Annotated in this window: 13 protein-coding genes and 1 pseudogene; 5 read left to right on the top strand and 9 right to left on the bottom strand. The window is 71.7% G+C overall.

Annotated features, from left to right (window positions below; all coding sequences use genetic code 11):
- Together ACWDX6_RS25285 and ACWDX6_RS25280 are read left to right on the top strand one after the other, a co-directional pair.
- A pseudogene (locus ACWDX6_RS25285) lies at positions 1-165 on the top strand (mandelate racemase/muconate lactonizing enzyme family protein); the annotation flags it as partial.
- A gap of 26 nt (positions 166-191) precedes the next feature.
- A complete protein-coding gene (locus ACWDX6_RS25280; protein WP_451487170.1) occupies positions 192-1,160 on the top strand; it encodes a hypothetical protein in 969 nt (322 codons plus the stop codon).
- 100 nt (positions 1,161-1,260) lie between these two features.
- On the opposite strand, the gene ACWDX6_RS25275 is transcribed toward ACWDX6_RS25280, so the two are convergent.
- The 8 genes from ACWDX6_RS25275 to ACWDX6_RS25240 form a co-directional block, all read right to left on the bottom strand.
- Complete coding sequence (locus ACWDX6_RS25275; RefSeq protein WP_451487169.1) at positions 1,261-2,145, bottom strand: carbohydrate ABC transporter permease; 885 nt, start codon at positions 2,143-2,145, stop codon at positions 1,261-1,263.
- Positions 2,142-3,110, bottom strand: a complete 969-nt coding sequence (locus tag ACWDX6_RS25270; protein ID WP_451487168.1) for a carbohydrate ABC transporter permease — start codon at positions 3,108-3,110, stop codon at positions 2,142-2,144. The genes ACWDX6_RS25275 and ACWDX6_RS25270 overlap by 4 nt, the downstream gene beginning before the upstream one ends.
- Positions 3,107-4,447 (bottom strand): extracellular solute-binding protein, encoded by a 1,341-nt coding sequence (locus ACWDX6_RS25265; protein ID WP_451487167.1) that lies wholly within the window; start codon positions 4,445-4,447, stop codon positions 3,107-3,109. The genes ACWDX6_RS25270 and ACWDX6_RS25265 overlap by 4 nt, the downstream gene beginning before the upstream one ends.
- A 239-nt stretch (positions 4,448-4,686) precedes the next feature.
- Positions 4,687-6,216: an arabinosylfuranosidase ArfA gene (gene arfA / locus ACWDX6_RS25260; protein WP_451487166.1), complete on the bottom strand. Its 1,530-nt coding sequence runs from the start codon at positions 6,214-6,216 to the stop codon at positions 4,687-4,689.
- Positions 6,217-6,264: 48 nt separating this feature from the next.
- Positions 6,265-7,275, bottom strand: a complete 1,011-nt coding sequence (locus ACWDX6_RS25255) for an arabinan endo-1,5-alpha-L-arabinosidase (RefSeq protein WP_451487165.1) — start codon at positions 7,273-7,275, stop codon at positions 6,265-6,267.
- A 195-nt stretch (positions 7,276-7,470) separates the two neighbouring features.
- Positions 7,471-8,727, bottom strand: coding sequence for a cation:proton antiporter (locus ACWDX6_RS25250; RefSeq protein WP_451487164.1), 1,257 nt, complete (start codon positions 8,725-8,727; stop codon positions 7,471-7,473).
- Positions 8,728-8,731: 4 nt separating this feature from the next.
- A complete protein-coding gene (locus ACWDX6_RS25245) occupies positions 8,732-9,217 on the bottom strand; it encodes a cation:proton antiporter regulatory subunit (protein WP_451487163.1) in 486 nt (161 codons plus the stop codon).
- Positions 9,218-9,314: 97 nt separating this feature from the next.
- Positions 9,315-10,166 (bottom strand): class II glutamine amidotransferase, encoded by an 852-nt coding sequence (locus ACWDX6_RS25240; protein WP_451487162.1) that lies wholly within the window; start codon positions 10,164-10,166, stop codon positions 9,315-9,317.
- Between the two features lie 517 nt (positions 10,167-10,683).
- Between ACWDX6_RS25240 and ACWDX6_RS25235 the strand changes: the two genes are divergently transcribed.
- The 3 genes from ACWDX6_RS25235 (at position 10,684) to ACWDX6_RS25225 (ending at position 13,320) form a co-directional block, all read left to right on the top strand.
- On the top strand, positions 10,684-11,082 hold the full coding sequence (locus ACWDX6_RS25235; protein ID WP_451487161.1) for a hypothetical protein: 399 nt from the start codon (positions 10,684-10,686) through the stop codon (positions 11,080-11,082).
- A gap of 148 nt (positions 11,083-11,230) precedes the next feature.
- The gene (locus tag ACWDX6_RS25230) at positions 11,231-11,821 is read left to right on the top strand and encodes a carbonic anhydrase (RefSeq protein WP_451487160.1); all 591 of its coding nucleotides are present in this window, start codon (positions 11,231-11,233) and stop codon (positions 11,819-11,821) included.
- Entirely contained in the window at positions 11,818-13,320 is a 1,503-nt protein-coding gene (locus tag ACWDX6_RS25225) for a SulP family inorganic anion transporter (RefSeq protein WP_451487159.1), read from the top strand. The genes ACWDX6_RS25230 and ACWDX6_RS25225 overlap by 4 nt, the downstream gene beginning before the upstream one ends.
- A 124-nt stretch (positions 13,321-13,444) precedes the next feature.
- Here ACWDX6_RS25225 and tpg read toward each other — a convergent pair whose 3' ends face one another.
- On the bottom strand, positions 13,445-14,002 hold the full coding sequence (tpg, locus tag ACWDX6_RS25220) for a telomere-protecting terminal protein Tpg (RefSeq protein ID WP_451487158.1): 558 nt from the start codon (positions 14,000-14,002) through the stop codon (positions 13,445-13,447).
- Positions 14,003-14,010 lie beyond the last annotated feature (8 nt).

Raw genomic sequence — 14,010 nt, 5'->3', positions numbered from 1 at the left:
CCCCAGATCGACCCCGAAACCGGCTGCTTCCCCCTCCCCCACACCCCCGGCCTCGGCATCGAACTCGACACCGACGCAGCAGCCGAACACCCCCAACAACAAGCCCGCTTCGACCTCTGGGCCGAAGGCTGGGAGCAGCGCAAGCCTCGCCCGGTCACCCGTTGAGCACCGCCGAACGTCCAGGAGGCCCCGTGCCCGACTCCCCCGTCCTCCCACCCCGGCGACCGGGCGAGCGGATCCTCGGCCCGCTGGGCCTCGCCGCCCCGGCCCTCTCCCCCGAGGACGCCTCCCCGCACGCCTTCCCGGACGGGGGGCGGTGGCGTATCGAGATTCCCTCCGTCGAGGGTCCCGAGGCGCTCGACACGGTGCTCCGGGAGGCGGAGCGGCTCGACGTCCCCGTCCACCGGGTCAGCCAGGGCAGCGGCGTCTGGATGCTCACCGACGCCGAGATCGACGAGATGGTGAAGTCCGCCGCCGGTTCCTCCGTGGAGCTCTGCCTGTTCACGGGCCCGCGCGGCACCTGGGACATCGGGGCCGCCACCCGGACCGACTCCCGGGGCGGCGGGCTGCGCGCCCGGGGCCACGACGCGGTCGCCGGCTGCGTGGAGGACGCCGTCCGCGCCACCTCCCTCGGGGTCACGTGTCTGCTGGTGGCCGACGAGGGCGTGCTGTGGACGCTGCACCGGGCGCGGGCCGCGGGCCTGCTTCCGGCCGACACGACCCTGAAGGTGTCGGCGCTGATCGGTCCGGTCAACCCCGCCTCGTACGCCGTGCACGAGCGGTTGGGGGCGGACTCGGTCAACGTGCCCAGTGACCTGACGCTGGATCAACTGACCGAGATCCGCCGGGTGAGCGGGGCTCCGATGGACATGTACGTCGAGGCGCCCGACGACCTCGGTGGCTATGTGCGCATGTACGAGGTGGCCGAGCTCATCCGCCGAGGTGCTCCTCTCTATCTGAAGTTCGGTCTGTCGAGGGCTCCTTCCGTCTACCCGTCGGGGGCGCACCTGCGGGAGACCGTTCTGGCGACGGCGCGCGAACGGGTGCGGCGCGGCAGGCTCGTCCTGGACCTGCTGGCGCGGCACGGGGCGGACGGCGCCATGTCGCCCCTCGGTTCACGTCTGCCCGGACCGCTGCGCAGGTTCCCCGCGGACGCCTGACCCGCCGGGGGCTCTCCTTCGCCCCCGGCGTGACGACGGCTCGACGTGCCGCGGGCCCGCACCCCACAAGGGGGTGCGGGCCCGCGGCACGTCGTGGTGATCACTGACCGGCCAGACCGGTGTGCGCGATTCCGCGCACGATCTGACGCTGGAACAGCGTGAAGACGATCAGCAGGGGCAGGCCCGCGATCACCAGCGAGGCCATCACCTGGGCGTACCGGACTCCGAAGCCGGACTGGACGTTGACCAGCCCGACGGGCAGCGTCATGGCGTGGGGGTCCGTGGTCACGAGGAACGGCCAGAGGAAGTTGTTCCATGTGGAGATGAACGTGAAGATCGCGACCGCGGCGAGCACCGGTCGTGACAGCGGCATGACGATCGTCCAGAAGACCCGCCAGCGGCCGGCGCCGTCGACGAAGGCGGCCTCCTCCAGTTCGCGCGGCACGCCTTCGAAGAACTTCACCAGGATGAACACCATGGCCGGCACGGCGACCTGGGGCAGGATGACGCCCCAGTAGGTGTCGACGAGCCCCATGCGGACCATCTGGGTGAACAGCGGTGCGATGAGGACCTGGGGCGGCACCACGATCCCGGCGAGGACCAGGCCGTACAGCAGCCTGCGGCCGCGGAAGTCGGTGCGCGTGAAGCCGTAGGCGGCCATGGCGCACAGGACCACGGTGAGCAGGGTGGTGGCGCCGGAGACGATGAAGGAGTTGACGGTCCAGCGCAGCAGTGTGCCGGACTCCCACACCTTGGCGTACGCCTCGAAGGTGATCCGCGAGCCGATCCACTCCAGCGGCGTCCTGGTCGTCTCCCCCTCCGGCTTGAGCGAGGTGGCGACGGCCCAGAGGAGTGGCAGGAGCCAGGCGGCGGCCGTCAGGAGCGCGGTGGCGAGCAGGGCGATCCGGCCGGCGGTCCAGCGAGGGCGTCGGCCCTCGGTCCGTCCGGTGCGTCCGGCACGGTCACGGGCGGTGGCGAGGCTCACTTGCCGGCCTCCTCTTTGCGCCGGGCCAGCCAGGGCTGGACCAGGGAGACGGTCAGGACGAGGGCGAAGAAGATGTAGGAGACGGCGGAGGCGTAGCCGATCCGGTAGCCGGTGAAGCCCTGCTGGTAGACGTACTGCAGGATCGGCCGGGTGGAGTCGTCGGGTCCGCCGCCCGTCATCAGGTAGACCTGGTCGAAGATCTTCAGCGAGGCGAGGACCTGGAGCACCAGGACGAGGCCGGTGGTACGGCGCAGGAGCGGCAGGGTGATGAGCCGGAGCCGCTGCCACGCTCCGGCGCCGTCGAGCTCGGCCGCCTCGTACAGATGCTGCGGCACGGCCTGGAGGGCCGCCAGGTAGAGCAGGAAGTTGAAGCCGACCGTCCACCACACGGTGGTCAGGACGATGGACAGCATGGCGTAGCGCTCGTCGCTCAGCCAGCCGATGGCGGGATCCAGGCCCACGGCCGCGAGGAGCTGGTCGGCGAGGCCGAAGTCCGGCGGGAAGATCATCTGCGAGAAGAGGAGGCACACGACGCCGGACGGCAGCAGGAAGGGGGCGAACCAGCTGATCCGCCACAGCCACTGGACGACGCGCAACTGGTGGGCGAGCAGGGCGAGGACGAGGCCGGCGGCCACCAGCGGGACGGTGGAGAGCACCGTGAACCACACGGTGTTCCACAGCGAGGACCACATCTGCGGGTCGGCCAGCGCCTCCGCGTAGTTGTCGAGGCCGACGTACTCCCCTCCCGTGCCGGTGATGTTCTCGCTGGTCACACTCATACCGAGGCCGCTGATCAGGGGCCAGACGAGGAAGAGGCCGTAGACGAGGAGAAAGGGGGCGACGAAGAGGAGCCCGTGCTCCGTCCACCCGCGCCGGACGGCTCCCGGCCGCGACGCCGCGCCGGCCGCGCGGCCCGTCCCGGCGGTCGGCCGCGCCGGGGCGGCGCTGGGGGTGAGAGTGGTCATGACGCGGCTCCGGGAAGGGGGTTGCGGGTGTCGAGAAGGCGCCGGAGCCGGAGCTTGGCCTCGGCCAGTGCCGCGCGGGGGGTGCGAGCGCCGATGAGGAGGGTGGAGAACACCTCGCCGAGTTCGATCCACATCCGGGAAGCGGAGCCGGCGAACCAGGCGGGCTCGTCGAGCACCACGTCGTCGATGACGTCGCGGTACGCCGACTGCGGTTCGAGCGCCAGATAGGCGGGATCGGCGAGGACGGGCCGGTACGCGGGGACGTGGCCGCCGGCCGCCCACTCCACGGAGTGCTTGAGCATCCAGGCGACGAAGGCGCAGATCGCCCGGTCCGTCACCGCGTCGCGGTCGCGCTGGTGCGGCAGTACGAAGGCGTGGGAGTCGGCCTGGGTCGTGGCCCGCCCGAAGAGGGCGGGAACGCGGGTCATCGAGAAGGGCGTCCCGTTGGTGCGGAAGGTGGTCACCTCCCAGTCGCCGTTGAGGTGGAAGGCGGTACGCCCCTGGCTGAAGATGCCCACGGAGGCGCCGTAGTCGGCGCGGCGCGCCCAGAGTCCCTCCTCCACGAGCGAGGCCATGAACTCCAGGACCCGCAGGGCCTTGGCGTCGTCGAGGGCGAGGCTCTTGCCGTCGGGCGAGAGCACCGCTCCGCCGGTCTGGGAGTAGAAGGTGGAGAAGAGCCGCCAGGGCGTGATGCAGTCGGGGCCGAGCGTCTCGGTGACGAGAGCGGGGGCCCCGGTGGCCTTCTTGGCGGCGCGCAGGGCTTCGGTGAACTCCGCCGCGCCCCTGACGGTCCTGAGCCGGTCGCCGTCCATCAGGCCTGCCTCGCGGCAGATCTCGGTCTGGTAGTAGAGCACCAGCGGGTGGGTGTCGAGGGGGACGGCGTACTGCCTGCCGTCGATCTGCCCGCGCCGCCAGAGATCCGGAGGGAAGTCGTCCGCGCGTATGCCGGCCTCGGCCAGCAGGTCGGACGGGAAGGGGTCGAGCAGCCGGCCGGGCCCGAAGCCCGCGAGCCGGGCCATGTGGAGGGCGGCCACCTCGGGGGCGCGTCCGCCGGCTCCGGCCATGCCGAGCTTGGTGTAGTAGGGAGCGCCCCACTGGAGGGTGGTGGCCTCCAGTTCGATGTCCGGCCGGGCGGCGCGGAAGGCGCCCAGCATGTTCTGCATGTTGACGCCGTCTCCGCCTCCGAAGAGGTGCCAGAAGCGCAGCGGCGTGCGGCCGGACGCCGCGGCGGAGGGCGCCGCGCAGCCCGTGGCCAGCGGGCCGAGCGCGCCGGTGGCGGCGAGGGCGCCCAGGGAGCCGGCGACCACACGGCGCCGGCTGGGGTGGGGTGAATGCATAGCGGCTCGTCTTCCCAGGGTGCTGGTCGATGGGACCGGGGACGGCGCGGGACCGCCCCCGGCAGGGCTTCACGGGGACCGGCGGCGGGCCGGGCGCCCGCGCCGGACAGAGCACTCTCGGCGCCCGCGACGGACAGCGCTGCCGGCGCCCGGCGGGGCGGCGACGGGCGCCGGCGCGAGGCCGGGGTGGACCCGCCGTACGGAGAGGCCGGCGTCCGGCCGGGTCGCGTGACGGGCCGTCAGACCAGGCGGATCATGGTCCAGGAGAGCGGCTCCAGGGTGACGGTCAGCGCGGAGTCGGCCAGCTCCGCGCCCTCACCGGCGTGGGGCGTGACCCGGTCCGGCGCGTCGAGGGTGTTGCGGGCCTCCGGGTCGGCATCGGCGAGGACGGTGTGCTCGACGATCTCACCGAGGTCCAGGCCGTTGAGCGCGACGCGCAGCGGCAGGGGCCGCTGCCGGTCGCGGTTGACGGCGAAGACGGTGATCGCGCCCGTGCGCGGATCGCGGACCGCCGTCGCGTGCAGCAGGGGCACCTCTCCGTACGCCGCCGTGGGGTACGTCGGGGAGTCGACCCGTACGTCGAGCACCTCGCCACGCCCGTGGCGAGCGGTCTGCGCGAAGGGGTGGAAGGTCGTCTGGCGCCAGGCGGGGCCGCCCGGTTCGGTCATGATGGGCGCGATGACGTTGACCAGTTGGGCGAGGCAGGCGACGGTCACCCGGTCCGCGTGGCGCAGCAGCGCGATGAGGAGGGAGCCGAAGACGACGGCGTCGGTGACGGAGTAGTTGTCCTCCAGGAGCCGGGGGGCTTCCGGCCAGTCGAGCGGGTTGGCCCGCGACTCCGCCTCGAAGCGGCTCATGTACCAGACGTTCCACTCGTCGAAGGAGAGGTTGATCTTCTTCTTCGACTTCAGCCGGGCGCCCACGTGGTCGCAGGTGGCGACCACGTTCTCGATGAACGACTCCATGTCCACGGCGGATGCCAGGAAGGAGTCGCGGTCGCCGTCCTTCTCCTCGTAGTAGGCGTGGAGGGAGATGTGGTCGACGAGTTCGTACGTCTCCTCAAGGACCTTCGCCTCCCACGCGGCGAAGGCCGGCATGGCCTGGCTGGACGAGCCGCACGCGACGAGTTCGACGTCCGGGTCGATCTGCCGCATGGCGCGCGCGGTCTCGGCGGCGAGCCGGCCGTACTCCTCCGGCGTCTTGTGACCGGTCTGCCACGGGCCGTCCATCTCGTTGCCCAGGCACCACAGCCGGATGCCGTAGGGCTCCTTGTCGCCGTGGGCGATCCGCAGGTCGGAGAGCGCGGTGCCGGAGGGGTGGTTGGCGTACTCCTGGAGTTCGATCGCCTCGGCCACGCCGCGCGTGCCGAGGTTGACGGCCATCATCGGCTCCGCCTCGGGGCCGGCCTTCTTCAGGAACGCCATGAACTCGCTCAGGCCGAACCGGTTGGTCTCCGTGGACCGCCAGGCGAGGTCGAGGCGGCGCGGCCGCTCCTCGACGGGGCCGACGGAGTCCTCCCACCGGTAGCCGGAGACGAAGTTGCCGCCGGGGTAGCGGATGGCGGTGACGCCGAGTTCGCGTACGAGGTCGAGGACGTCGGTGCGCAGCCCCGTCTCGTCCGCCGTGGGGTGGCCGGGCTCGAAGACACCGGTGTAGACGCAGCGGCCCAGGTGTTCGACGAAGGATCCGAAGAGGCGGGGGTTCACCTCGCCGACGGTGAAGGCCGGGTCGAGGGTGAAGCGCGCCGCGTGGGCCGGGGTCGGGGACATGACTTCCTTTCGGGGTACGGGGTTCGCCCGGTGGTGCGGGCGTGGGGATCAGCGGGCGAGCGCCGGCCAGCCGTCCGGGCGCCAGGAGAGCGGGGCGAGGCCGAGCTTGGGCGTGCCGCCGTCCCGCGCGTCGTAGTAGTGGTGGACGAGGATGTCGCGGCCCTGGTCGCGGAGCACCGACTGGCCGCCGGGGCCGATGTAGGTGCCGTGTCCGGCGAGGAGGACGTCTCCGCCGCCCCGGGTCATCGGCGTACCGTCGCGTCCGGTGTAGGGGCCGGTCGGTGAGGTGGAGCGGCCGACCCGGATGTTGTAGGTCGAGTCGGTGCCGGCGCAGCAGCGGTCGTAGGAGACGAAGAGGTAGTAGTGACCGCCGCGGCGCACGATGGACGGCGCCTCGACCGCGTAGGGCGCGTCCGGCCGGGTGGCCAGGTGGTGCACGGCCGCTCCCGCGACCGGGCGGCCGGTGCGGCCGTCGAGTTCGACCATGCGGATGCCGGTCCAGTGGGAGCCGAAGGACATCCACACCCTGCCGTCGCCCTCGACGATGCCGGGGTCGATGGCGTTGTACGGGTCGGCGGAGCCGCTCTCGAAGATCTTGCCCTGGTCGGTCCAGGTTCCGGGCCGGCCGGTGGGGGAGGTGGCGAGGCCGATGGCGGAGTGGTTGGAGCCGAAGGAGGACACCGCGTAGTAGAGCCAGTAGCGGCCCTGGCGGTGGACGATCTCGGGTGCCCAGGGGTCGCTCTGCGAGGAGTAGGCGCGCCACCAGGAGGGGAGGGCGGTGAAGGCCGATCCGGAGCGTTGCCAGTGGCGCCCGTCCCGCGAGGTGCGCGCCTCCAGCCCTCCGTGCGTGGAGTAGACGACGTAGGTGCCGTCCTCGAGCCTGATCGCCGACGGGTCGTGGACCACGGTGTCGCCGGTGACGGGCAGCGGATCGGGGTAGCCGGCGCTCGGGGTTGGTGCCGGCGCGGCGATCGCCGCGGGGGCCAGGCAGGCGAGGACGGCGGCGCCGGCGGCGAGGAGGGTCGCGGTGCGACGGCGGGCGGGGCGGTCGACGGGCATGGAGGAGCTCCTTCACCGAAGATGCGCACGGAGAGTTGTTCGAGATTACGAACAGTGATCGCTACTTCGGACGCGAAGCTAGACGGCCGGCAAGGGGTCGTCAATGGTTTGAGCAAAACTCCGAACGGCGTTCGAGATCGCGAACACGAAGGTGGGGCGAGCGGCCCGGTCGGGTCGGCCCCGACCGGGCGGGGCTCACGTCCGGCCGACCGTACCGTCCTCGACGGCTTCCAGTGCCTCGGGCATCGTCTCCCGGTCCGCACCGCCGCCGCTCCGGGCCACGGCCGCACGGCTCCGGCGTCCGGTGAGCCAGGTGGCGACCGGTTCGGTGTAGCGGGCGGTGAGGGGTCCGGCGATCACCAGGACGAGGACGTACGCGGTGGCGAGCGGACCGAGGGCGGGTTCGATGCCGGCGGTGACGGCGAGCCCGGCGATGACGATGGAGAACTCGCCTCGCGCCACGAGCGTGCCGCCGGCCCGCCAGCGGCCCTTGGCGGAGATCCCGGCGCGCCGGGCCGCCCAGTAACCGGTGGCGATCTTCGTACCGGTGGTGACCACGGCCAGGGCCAGGGCGGGGAGGATCACGGGCGGGATGCTGGCGGGGTCGGTGTGCAGGCCGAAGAAGACGAAGAACACCGCCGCGAACAGATCCCGCAGGGGGCTGAGGAGGCTGTGCGCTCCCTCGGCGACCTCGCCCGAGAGGGCGATGCCGACCAGGAAGGCGCCCACGGCGGCGGAGACCTGGAGCTGCTGGGCGATCCCGGCGACGAGCAGCGTCAGGCCGAGGACGACGAGCAGGAGCTTCTCGGGGTCGTCGCTGGAGACGAAGCGGGATATGTGGCGGCCGAAGCGGACCGCGAGGAAGAGCACGAGCCCCGCCACCCCGAGGGCGATGGCGAGCGTGAGGCTTCCCGCGGCCAGGCTCACGCCCGCCAGCAGGGCGGTGATGATGGGGAGGTAGACGGCCATGGCGAGGTCTTCGAGGACCAGGATGCTGAGCACCACCGGAGTCTCCCGGTTGCCGAGCCGCCCCAGGTCTCCCATCACCTTCGCGATCACGCCCGAGGAGGAGATCCAGGTGACTCCGGCCAGCACGACGGCGGCGACCGGGCCCCAGCCGAGGAGCAGCGCCATGGCGGCGCCGGGCAGGGCGTTCAGGGCGGCGTCGACCAGGCCGGCCGGGTACTGGGTCTTGAGGTTGGAGACGAGGTCGCTGGCGGTGTACTCGAGGCCGAGCATCAGCAGGAGCAGGATGACGCCGATCTCGGCGCCGATCGCGACGAACTCCTCGCTCGTGCCCAGCGGCAGCAGCCCGCCCTCGCCGAAGGCGAGACCGGCGAGGAGATAGAGGGGGATCGGGGAGAACCGGAAGCGGCCGGCGAATCGCCCCAGCAGGCCCAGGCCGAGGATGATGGCCCCGAATTCGATCAGGAAGACGGCGGAGGAGTGCACGCGATCACTCCCGGCCGAGGATCGCCGCGGCGGCTTCGACGCCCTCGCGGGTGCCGATCACGATCAGCGTGTCGCCACCCGCCAGACGGAAGTCCGGAGTCGGGGAGGGTATCGCCCCCGAGCGGCGCAGGATGGCCACGATCGACGCGCCGGTCTCGGTCCGTATGCGGGTCTCGCCCAGCACCCGGCCGTTCCAGTGCGACGCGGAGGACAGTTCGACGCGTTCGGCCACCAGGCCCAGATCGTTGGTGGAGAGCAGGTTCGGGCTGTGGTGCGAGGGCATCAACGCGTCGATCAGGGCCTCCGCCTCACGGGACGTCAGCTTCACCGAGAGCGCGCACTCGTCGGGATCGTCCCGGCGGTAGGCGTTCAGCGTCCGCGTCCCGTCCCTGTGGGCGACCACCGACAGCGGCTGCTGTTCGCGCGTGGTGAGGTCGTAACGGACGCCGATGCCGGGCAGAGGTGTACGGCTCAGGCGAGGAACAGGCACGACAAACCCCCAGGTCCGGGCTGGTTCAGCGGTGGGGGGGCGGGCCCGCGCGCCCCCTTGGCACCTTACCGGGACGCGCCGAAGGGCCACGAACGGTCTACAGCGCCGTCACGGAGTCCTCCGCCAGGGGGACGAAGGGCCGGAGGAAGTCCCCGCTGCCCCGGACGAGGCCGTAGGTGGACTCGGGGACCTCGAACCAGGCGCCCGGCAGTCCGCTGAGGGGTTCGGAGACGACGAGCCGGCTCTGGTCGGAGAAGTGGTCCAGGAACGTCAGGTCGGGGTGCAGCCCCCGGAGGGTCTCCAGTTCGGCGCTGTAGAACAGCGAACGCGAGCGTCGCTCGCTGGAGTAGCGGAAGGCCCACAGCCCGTCCCCGTCCGTCACCGCGATCGTCATCTGGAGCGGGTACTCCACGCCGTGCTCCCGGCCGAGCGTCTCCACGTGACCCGCCATCCGCGCCACGGCGGTGGGCGGGTCCTGGTCCAGCCCGTAGGTGAGGGCCAGGAAGAACATGACCTCGGAGTCCGTCGACCCCTCGATGTCGGCGAACAGGGACGGGTCGATGCGCAGGCACAGGTCCCGGCGCAGCCGGTTGAAGTCGGTGATCGCGCCGTTGTGCATCCACAACCAGCGCCCGTGGCGGAAGGGGTGGCAGTTGGTCTGCTGGATCGCCGACCCCGTGGACGCCCTGATGTGGGCGAAGAACATGTGGGAGCGGACATGGGCGGAGATCTCCCGCAGGTTGCGGTTGTTCCACGCGGGGCCGGTGTCGCGCACCACGGCCGGGGTGTCCATCCCCACGGTGTACCAGCCGATCCCGAAGCCGTCGCCGTTCGTGGTCTCGACGCCCATGCGGGAGTGCAGACTCTGATCGATCAGCGAGTGCGCCGGGCGGTACAGCAGGGAGTCGAGCAGCACCGGGGTACCTGAGTAGGCGAGCCATCGGCACATGCGGCGTTCCTTCCCTCGCCTCGTCCCCCATGACGCGTGGACCCCTCCATCATCACGCGCGCCCAACGGTGATCGCCAGACAGCGCGGCCACCGGCGAGGGGGCACCCGCAGGCGACCGGAGGACGAAGCCGAGCGGTGCCATTTCGCCGGTCCGGATATGCCGGCCGACTATCACGGTGGCGAGGCGAACCCGCTATTTTACGGCATCGCCGCAGCACTTCACCGGCTCGATGCCCCGTGCGAATGACAGCAGGACCGTAATGGCCCTCATGGGACGGACCGACACCGATGGGGGATATAAGAATCACATCAGCACCCGTCCCCGCCTGCGCGGACATCGACCGGCCCGGTCGGAAACGGGTGTCCGCGACACTTCCGCGCGCATGCGTTTATCACGCATGGATTCAGCCGTCCGCCCCGACACTTTCAGACTTTTCACACAGCGTTAACTCGGTGGGCTTTTACGGCTGTTAGCGTTCCTCAAGCCATTGACAGGAGTGTGAGAGGAGGCGCGAGATGCCAGCCACGGCGACCCGTTTCGTGGTCACCGTCCTGACCGCCCTCCTGTTGGCCCTGCAGTTCCCGGCCGTCGGCACCTCCCCCGCGTTCGCGCACGACGCCCCCGTGTCGGGCGCCGAACCTTCGCAGAGGCCCACGCCCGACGCGGCGGCGGAGGAGCGGGATCACATCACGTGCGATACACCCGACGGCGACACGAACGGACTTCTGCCCGCGCGTGACCGGCACCGCAGCACGGCCGGTTCCACGCTCGACACTCCCTCCCGTTCCCTGCTGCGGGGCGCCACCGCCGCCGCGCGGCCCCACGTGGGACTCTCTCCGTTCGGCGACGCGCACCGCGTATCGAGATCCTCCACCGCTCACTCGGCGGCGGCCCTTCAGGTCTTCCGCTGCTGAGCTGATCCGCGGCGTCCACCGACGTAGGTCCCACCCGGCCCGCACCGCCGTGCGCGTCGACGTGGGGTCATGTCGACGTGGCCGCCCGCGCCCCGTTCTCGTACGTACGCCGACGCGCCGACAACGGCGCGCCAGGAGGAACACTGGTATGCAGCCCCTCATCGAACACGCCCGATCCTTCCGCGAGCAGTCCGCCGAGCGTTCCGAGGAGTTCGCCCGTCTGGCCCAGGGCCAGTCCCCGCAGGTCCTGTTCATCACCTGCTCCGACTCCCGGGTCGTCCCCGCCCTGATCACCGGCGCCAAGCCCGGTGAACTCTTCGAACTGCGGACCGCCGGAAACATCGTCCCCCCGTACGCCTCGCAGCAGCCCACGGGCGAGGCGGCCACGATCGAATACGCGGTGGAGGTGCTGGGGGTCACGGACATCGTCGTCTGCGGCCACTCGCACTGCGGCGCCGTCGGCGCGCTCCTGCGCGGCGACGACCTGACCGCCGTACCGGCGGTGCGCGACTGGCTGGCGCACGCCGCTCCCCGCCCCGAAGGCACGGTCGAAGACCCGGCCGTCGCCGAGGCCGTACAGAGCCACGTCCTCACCCAGCTGCTCAGACTCCGCTCGTACCCCTGCGTCGAGAAGCGCCTGGCGGACGGGCGGCTGCGCCTGCGCGGCTGGTTCTACGAGGTCCACACCGGATCCGTCCTCGCGCATGACGCGCGCACCGACTCCTTCGAGGCGCTGTGAGCACGGCCGTCGGCCGGCGAGGGAAGAAGTTCCCCCATCTGCGGCAGGACTTCATGGCCTCGCTGGTCGTGTTCCTCGTCGCCCTGCCGCTGTGCGTGGGCGTCGCCGTCGCCTCCGGTGTCCCGGCGGAACTGGGCCTGATCACCGGCATCGTCGGCGGTCTCGTCACCGGCATGATGCGCGGCAGCAGTCTCCAGGTGTCGGGACCCGCCGCGGGTCTCACCGTGCTGGTCTTCGAGGCCGTCCAGACGTTCGGGCTGCCCGCTCTGGGCGTGATCGTGCTCACGGCCGGCCTGCTGCAACTGGCCATGGGCGCCCTCAAACTGGGGCGCTGGTTCCGGGCCATCTCGGTCTCGGTCGTCGAGGGCATGCTCGCCGGCATCGGACTCGTCCTCATAGCCGGCCAGCTGTACGCGGCGGCCGGCGCGGAAGCACCGTCATCCGGTCTCGGCAAGATAGCCGGACTCCCCAGCGTTCTGTTAGACGCCCTCGGAAGCACCTCGGCCCTCGCCTCTCTCGCCGTCGGGGCGGGGACCATCACCGTGATGGTGCTCTGGAACCGCATGCCCCGGCGCCTGCGGGCCGTTCCGGGCGCGCTCGCGGCGGTCGTGCTGGCGACCCTCGTCTCACTGGCGTTCGGCCTGCCGGTCGCCACGGTCGAGGTGCAGGGGCTGCTGGGCGCCATCCAGCCGCCCGGGCTCGACGCGTTCGGTGAACTGGCCACCTTGGGCATGCTCGGGACCGTCCTGGCGTTCACCCTGATCGCCTCCGCCGAGAGCCTGTTCAGCGCGGCGGCCGTCGACCGCCTGCACGACGGTCCGCGGACCGAGTACGACAAGGAGCTGATGGCCCAGGGCGCCGGCAACAGCGTGTGCGGGCTGCTCGGCGCGCTGCCCATGACCGCCGTCATCGTGCGCAGCTCCGCCAACGTCCGGGCGGGCGCGAAGACGAAGGCCTCCCGGGTCATGCACGGCGTGTGGCTGCTGCTCTTCGCGGCGCTCCTGCCGTCCGCCCTGGCCCTCATCCCGCTGCCCGCCCTCGCCGGCATCCTGGTCCACGCGGGCTGGAAGCTGATCCCGCTGCGGACGATCGCACCGCTGTGGCGGGAGCATCGCGGCGAGGCGGTGATCCTCGTGGTCACGGCTGTGGGCATCGTCGCCGTGAACATGTTCGAGGGCGTCCTGATCGGCCTCGCCCTGTCCGTGGCCAAGACGGCCTGGGAGGCCTCGCACAACCGGCTGGAGGTCGTCGACAAGGGCGCAGGGCCCGTCCAGGTGTACCTGTCGGGCAACGCGACCTTCCTGCGGCTGCCGAAGATCCTCGACAGCCTGGAGGCCCTGCCCCAGGACCGCCCCATCAAGCTGGACCTGTCCGGCGTGCACCACTTGGACCACGCCTGCCGCATGGCGCTGGAGAACTGGGCGGCCCGCCACAGCTCGGCCGGCACGGAGCCGGTCCATGTGACCGAGCTGTCGACAGTGAAGAGCGCGTCCGGCTGACACCGGGTCGGGCGGGGGCCGCTCCTCGGCCCGTGGCCGGCGCCTGCGGGCGCCCGGCCCGGGCCTCGGGGCGGCCCCTCCCGGCTTCGCGGACCGGAGTCGCAGCGGGCTTCGCGGACCGTACTCAGAGGTCGAAGTCGATGTGCTGCACGTCCGTGAAGCGCACCTCCTCCAGGCCGCCGGCGCGGCGGCCGCCGTCCTGGAAGTACACCTCCTTGAGGGCCTCGGCGGCGATCTCCTGGAGCCGGCGGTCGCCGGCCCCTTGCTCCTGCGCCTCGAAGAGGCGGGCGGCGTACCGCGGCGGGAGTGCCACGGTGAGGTGGCGGATCCGGTCCTGGTCGGTCGTGCCGATCGGAGCGGTGTAGCCGAGCCGGGCGCGGGTGTCGATGACGATGCCGCCCGTGGTGGCCGCCGTCCGCCTGGCTCTGGCGCGGATCTGCGGCTGCCACCGCTGGGTCACCTCGCGCTCCAGGCGCTCGGCGAGGTCCCGGCGGGGCTTCTTGATCTCGTCCTTCACATACCGCTCCACGGTGCGCTGGGACACCCGCAGCATCTGGGCGACGGCCCTCGTGCCCTTGAGCTGCCTGACCAGGTACCGCATCCGCGCACCGGCCGACTTCGGGATCGGGCGGGTGAACGCCCGCTGCACCGCCTTCTCCAGGCCGTCCCCGAACATGCTCATCGTGGTCC

The organism is Streptomyces sp. NPDC003027, assembly GCF_053591435.1.
This window is presented reverse-complemented; position numbering and strand designations above follow the sequence as displayed.